Here is a 5,795-nt window from a genome sequence, read left to right as displayed (position 1 = left end):
GTCTTCGCCATTGAGCTTGACTTCGGTGCCCGACCACTTTCCGAACAGGATGCGGTCGCCGGCCTTGACGTCCAGCGGGACGAGCTTGCCGGCTTCGTCGCGGGCGCCGGAACCAACGGCGATGATCTCGCCTTCCTGCGGCTTTTCCTTCGCCGTATCCGGGATGATGATCCCGCCGGCAGTCTTGGATTCGGATTCAACCCGGCGTACGACCACGCGGTCATGAAGCGGGCGGAACTTCGACTTTGCCATTTTTTATTCCTCGATGAGAATGGTGAGAACAGTTCCTCCATCCGGCGGCGCCGGACCTACGTTAGCACTCACCAATGGCGAGTGCTAACGTGGCGGTGAGATAAGCCGGCGGCTGGCGAGAGTCAAGGCGCTGAGTGAGCCGATCAACGCCCGGCAGTGAATTACTGGGGCCCCGGCGAAGCAAGCACCAACAGCGAGCATCGTCCGCCAGCGGATAGCAGTCGCTGGGCACAACTCGCACCGGACAATGCGGATGACCTGCTTCAAACAGATACTTGACTAAGTCAAGTAAGTGGTTGATCTTGTGCGGCAGGAGGATGCCATGACGATTCATCATCAACCCGGCAAGGAGCGGATCGATGCGGTGCGGGGCTTCAACCGCTTCTACACCCGCCAGATCGGCCTGCTCGACGAAGGGCTGCTGAAAAGCGCCTTCTCGCTGACCGAGGCTCGTGTGCTCTATGAACTGGCGCATCGCGATGGCCTGACCGCCACCGATCTTGCGCGCGATCTCGGTCTCGACCCCGGCTACCTCAGCCGGTTGCTGAAAAAGTTCGAGGAGCGCGGCCTGGTCGAGCGCGCCGCGACGCAAGCCGATGCGCGGCGCTCGTCGATAGCGCTGACGCCGGCGGGGAGGGTGGCCTTCGCGCCGCTGAACCAGGGTTCGCACGATCAGGTCGCGGCCTTGCTCGACCGGCTCCCGCCCCCGGAACAGGAAAGGCTGGTCAAGGCGATGCAGACGGTGCAGCACCTGCTCGGCGAAGGCACGGAGGCCAAAATTCCCTACATGCTGCGACCTTTGCAGGTCGGCGATATCGGCTGGATCATCCATCGCCAGGGCCTGCTCTACGCGCAGGAATATGGCTGGGACGAGACCTACGAGGCGCTGGTCGCCGAAATCCTCGGCGCCTTCGTCAAATCCTTCGATCCGAAATGGGAACGCAGTTGGATCGCCGAGCGGGAGGGCGAAGTCGTCGGCTCGGTCTTTGTCGTGCGCCAGTCGGACGCGGTGGCGAAGCTGCGCCTGCTCTATGTCGAACCCTCGGCGCGCGGTCTCGGCATCGGCAGGCGGCTGGTCGAGGAATGCATCGGCTTTGCCCGGGCGAAGGGATACAAGACGTTGACGCTGTGGACCAATGACGTGCTCACCTCAGCGCGCCGCATCTACGAGGCGGCCGGTTTCAAATTGGCCGACGAGGAGCGTCACCACGCCTTCGGCAAGGATCTGGTCGGCCAGAACTGGAACCTGGAGCTGTAGTGGTGCTTTAGGCCTTGACCGGTATCCAGATTTCCAGCCCGCCATTGCCGCTGCGCGGATCGAATTCGGGGCCGTAGCGCTCGAATTCGGGCGCATCGGCGACCTCGTGCCCGGAGGCCGGCAGCCATTTGTTCCAGATCGTGTTGACCGTGCGGCGGATGGTCGAGATGTGGTCACGGTGGGCGAACACGGCGTATTTCTGCGCCGGCACGCGCACGCGCGAAAATTCCCTCGGCAGGTCCGAAAAATCGGACACTTCGACTCCGGCGACATAGTCGAAATTGCCTGCATCGTCACCGTTGACGCAGACGCCATAGGCGACGTCGCCGATCTCGTCTGGAATGTTGCCGATATAGGGGCCGAACCGCTGCCATTGTATCGGGATGCCGGCGCTCGTTTCGCAGCTGTAGCGTTCGCCGAGACCGGCGATGAGAAACGGCCGGCTGGTTTCGAAGCGCGGCGGCTCGAGGTTGGTGAGGAAGGACTGGTCCATCAGGATCGGCTCCACGAGATCGAGATTGTCGAGCGAGCCTTGCGCGCGCACCAGTTCCGGCGTGGTGCCGAACTGGTCGCGGAAGGCGCGGGTGAAGGCCTCATGCGAGGCGTAGCCGGCGTCCAGCGCGACCGAGAGGATGTCGGGTGCGCCGGCGGCGAGCCTGCGCGCCGCCTCGGTAAGCCGGCGAGAACGCACGTACCCCATCACCGAACGGCCGGTCGCCGCACCGAAAGCCCGCGTCACGTGAAAGCGCGACACGCCACTGCTCTTGGCGACATCGTCGAGCGAGACTGCTTCCGGCAAATGGCTTTCGACGAACCACAGCGCTTTCTCGGTCGGGTTCATATTGCTCCTTGCATTGGCCAAATCATGCTGCCGTCTTTCCGCACGGTCAGTTTGATCGAAATTGCGCCTCCCGCAAAATCCAACGATCGTGATCGCGAACTCCCTTCGACAGCTGTCCCGTCCGCTACCGCGTCAGACGGCTCTTGACGTGGCGTCCATGCGGCATCTCAATGCGTTGTCAGGGAGGTGCCGGTGACAATCACGGCTGCCGATCAGGTCTTTCGCTTCGGCGGGTTCACGCTGGATCTCGCCAGGGGAACGCTGCGCGGTCCCGACGGGCCGATATTCCTCCGCCCAAAAGCCTATGTCCTGCTGAAGCACCTCTGTCGCAACATGGGCCGTGTCGTGCCGAAATCGGAGCTGATGGAAGTTGCCTGGCCCGGCATCTTCGTCACCGAGGATTCCCTGACGCAATCGATCCGCGAGATCCGCAAAGCGATCGGCGAGGATATGGTTCGCACCGTCTCCAAGAGAGGCTACATGCTGGCGGCCGAAGCCGAGCAATCGCCGGAGATCGGCGTGCAACCGATCGTGGCAGTGCTGCGCTTCCGCAATGAAGGCGGCGATCCGGCGGACGAGGCGATTGTCGATGGCTTCGCCGAGGATATCATCAACGGGCTGGCACGCTTCGGAACCGTCACCGTCCTGGCGCGCAACTCGAGCTTTTCCTTTGCCTCATTCGCCCGCGCGGAGTGGCCGCAAATCCGTTCGCGCATCGGCGCGGACTTCATCGTCGAAGGGTCGGTGCGTCGTCAGGGCGAACACGTGGTGGCGGCCGTCAACCTCATCGACACCGCGAGCGCCAGCCAGCTCTGGGGCGACCGCTATCAGTCTCGCGGCACCGGCCTGTTCGAGATCGAGCAGGAGATCGTCGAGCAGATTGTTGGCAGGCTGGTGACGCGTGTCAACAATGCCGGCCTGCAGCAGGCCTCACGCAAGCCGATCACCAGCCTTGCCGCCTATGAACTGGCGCTGCGTGGCTTCGCGCTGCTGCGCGATCCTGCCCAGACCGACCAGCGAGGCGCCGAGGCGTTGTTCGAGGCGGCCATCGCCAAGGACCCGACCTATGGCCTGGCCTACACCTATCTCGCTTTGGCGCGCGCATTGGATGGAGAATTCGGGCGTGCCAGCGACGCGGTGCTGGAAAACGCCCGCGACCTTGCCGACAAGGGTCTGTCGCTCTCGCCGGACCAGGCGACCGGCCATCGGGTGCAGTCGCTGGTGCGACTCTATATGCGCGACCATGAAGCGGCCGAGCACCACATGCGCATCGCGCTGCAGCTCAACCCTTATGACGCCGACAGCATCGAGCAGATGGGCATGCTGCTTACAATGCGCGGTAGACCGCTCGAGGCGCTGACCTGGCTGGCGCGCGGCATCCGCATCGACCCCTTGCACCCGCACTGGTACCAGTTCGATCGCGCGCTGGCGCTCTACATGATGGGCGAATACCGGCAGGCGGCGGAGGCGTTGGAGCTTGCCACACGCCCGGCGCCGTGGATCCGCACGCGACTCGCCGCCTGCTACGCCCAGATGGGCGAGATGGAACGGGCGAGGCGGCAGGTCGCCCTCATCGACGAGGGCGATCCGTTTTCGCCGGTCGACTATGCGTTGCGCGGCGTCCCGTTCGAGAATCAGGCCGACGCGGATCATCTCGCCGAAGGCGTTATGCTTGCGCTTGGGCGGCAGGCTGCGCCCGGGATCGCTTAATCGACGACAACGACGATATAGCGGCCTTGATAGGCTCGATAGTAGGTGCCGCCGCAACGCCAGACGGCGAAGCCGTTGACCTTGGTGCGCACGCAGCCCGCGGGCAGCGCGGGGACCCAGGCTGTGGTGTGCCGGAGCACGCGCCATGTGGTGCGCCGTGCGACGCCTGCGGCACTCCGGGGCGTCCAGGGCTGGCCGACTCGGGCCTCGGCCTGGCTGACCAGCGACAGCGCCGGCGCGGCGATGCCGATGATCTCGACGGCGGCGAGGCCGACCGCGAGCAATGCAGCGGCCGAGCGGAATTTATTCGCGGATTTCAGAGGCATTTTTTTCGTCTCTCCTGATGTTGATCGAAGGTCAGTGGGATGACGCGACTCGCCGGGCAGTGCCCGCCAGAACCGCGAGGTGGGCAACCACGAACAGCCAATGTGCCGCGGTCGTCGCGTAGCCGACGATGAGCACGTCGGCGGCGATGAAGAACTGCCAGAACAAGAGGTTTGCGGTTCCGAGCAGTGCATGGACGGCCGCCAGGACAGCGTGCCAGTTCAGGGAATAGGCGCTGCGCCACATGGTCAGCCCGACGATCAGGGCAAGCCCGTGCGCCTCGATGAAGCCGATGCCGGTCCCGGGTGCATTGGCGAGCAGGGCGGCCTCGGCGCCGCTCCCGAAGAAGGAGCCAGCAATGTCTGTTATCAGGCCGCCTGCCGATGCGAGGATCAGGAAGCCGGCGTTGACGCGGATGAGAAGGTTTCCGAAAACGGGTGTCATGTTCGGTCCTTTCAGTTTGAAACTTGCGAAGCGGCTGCCACGGCGGTTCCGCCGCCGTGGCGTTTGTTGGGAGGGCTCGCCTTTAAGCGGCCAGCCGCTGCGGTTCGGCGACGGACTCGATGGGCTCAGCCGCCGACTCCGCCGGTGCCTTGATGCCGAACCACGCGACATAGAGGGTCGGCAGGACGAGCAGCGTCAGCACGGTCGCGACCATCAGGCCGCCCATCACCGCATAGGCCATCGGCCCCCAGAACACCGTCGGCGCGATGGGGATCATGCCGAGGATGGCGGCCGCCGCAGTCAAAAGGATCGGCCGCAGCCGGTGCGCGGTGGCGCTGATCACCGCCGACCACGGCTCTTCGCCGGAGGCGATGTGCTGGTCGATCTGCGTGATCAGGATGACCGAGTTGCGGATCACCATGCCGATCAGGGACATGACGCCGAGAATGGCGACGAAGCCCATCGGTGCTCCCGACATCAGCAGCGCGCCGGCAACGCCGATCAGCGCCAGCGGAGCGGTGAGCAGCACCAGCACCAGGCGCTGGAAGCTCATCAGCTGGATCATCAGCACGGTGGTCATGATGAACAGCATCAGCGGGAAGACGACGAAGATGCTCGCCTGCGCCTTGGCGCTGTCTTCGATCACGCCGCCCTGTTCGACGCTGTAGCCGGCCGGCAGTTCCGCCTTGAAGGCGGCGATCGCGCCGTCGAGCTTGCGGACCACGACGGCCGGCTCGGTGCCGGGCACGACGTCGGCCTGTACAGTCACCGTCGGCACGCGGCCCCGGCGCCAGATCAGCGGCGGCTCGGTCTGGTAGGTGAGCGTGGCCACCTGGTCGAGCGGCACACGGCGTCCGCCCGACGCGCTGACCGTCAGCGTGCGCAGCGTGTCGATGTCGGCACGTTCCGACTGGACCGCACGCGCCACGATGTCGACGAGGTAGGTGTCGTCGCGCATCTGCGTGA

7 protein-coding genes are annotated in these 5,795 nt (G+C 64.8%); 2 read left to right on the top strand and 5 right to left on the bottom strand.

Going from position 1 to position 5,795, the window contains the following annotated elements:
- Positions 1 to 252 (bottom strand): co-chaperone GroES (locus EOA85_RS25685; protein WP_164759871.1); only part of this gene is annotated, 252 nt, incomplete at its 3' end.
- A 322-nt stretch (positions 253 to 574) separates the two neighbouring features.
- Between EOA85_RS25685 and EOA85_RS25680 the strand changes: the two genes are divergently transcribed.
- On the top strand, positions 575 to 1,510 hold the full coding sequence (locus EOA85_RS25680) for a helix-turn-helix domain-containing GNAT family N-acetyltransferase (protein ID WP_127211634.1): 936 nt from the start codon (positions 575 to 577) through the stop codon (positions 1,508 to 1,510).
- A gap of 7 nt (positions 1,511 to 1,517) precedes the next feature.
- Here EOA85_RS25680 and EOA85_RS25675 read toward each other — a convergent pair whose 3' ends face one another.
- Positions 1,518 to 2,351, bottom strand: a complete 834-nt coding sequence (locus EOA85_RS25675; RefSeq protein WP_127211633.1) for an AraC family transcriptional regulator — start codon at positions 2,349 to 2,351, stop codon at positions 1,518 to 1,520.
- Positions 2,352 to 2,543: 192 nt separating this feature from the next.
- On the opposite strand from EOA85_RS25675, the gene EOA85_RS25670 reads away from it, so the two are divergent.
- Entirely contained in the window at positions 2,544 to 4,061 is a 1,518-nt protein-coding gene (locus EOA85_RS25670) for a winged helix-turn-helix domain-containing protein (RefSeq protein ID WP_127211632.1), read from the top strand.
- Here the strand turns inward: EOA85_RS25670 and EOA85_RS25665 are convergent.
- The 3 genes from EOA85_RS25665 to EOA85_RS25655 all read right to left on the bottom strand — a co-directional run.
- Positions 4,058 to 4,387, bottom strand: coding sequence for a hypothetical protein (locus EOA85_RS25665; protein WP_245486003.1), 330 nt, complete (start codon positions 4,385 to 4,387; stop codon positions 4,058 to 4,060). The genes EOA85_RS25670 and EOA85_RS25665 overlap by 4 nt on opposite strands.
- Positions 4,388 to 4,418: 31 nt before the next feature.
- On the bottom strand, positions 4,419 to 4,829 hold the full coding sequence (locus EOA85_RS25660) for a hypothetical protein (RefSeq protein ID WP_127211631.1): 411 nt from the start codon (positions 4,827 to 4,829) through the stop codon (positions 4,419 to 4,421).
- Between the two features lie 82 nt (positions 4,830 to 4,911).
- A partial coding sequence (locus EOA85_RS25655) for an efflux RND transporter permease subunit (RefSeq protein WP_164759870.1) occupies positions 4,912 to 5,795 on the bottom strand: 884 nt, incomplete at its 5' end.

It is taken from the genome of Mesorhizobium sp. M5C.F.Ca.IN.020.29.1.1 (assembly GCF_003997375.1).
GTDB classification, from domain to species: Bacteria; Pseudomonadota; Alphaproteobacteria; order Rhizobiales; family Rhizobiaceae; genus Mesorhizobium; species Mesorhizobium wenxiniae.
The sequence above is the reverse complement of the archived record's forward strand: the minus strand, read 5'-3'. Positions and strand labels throughout refer to the sequence as shown.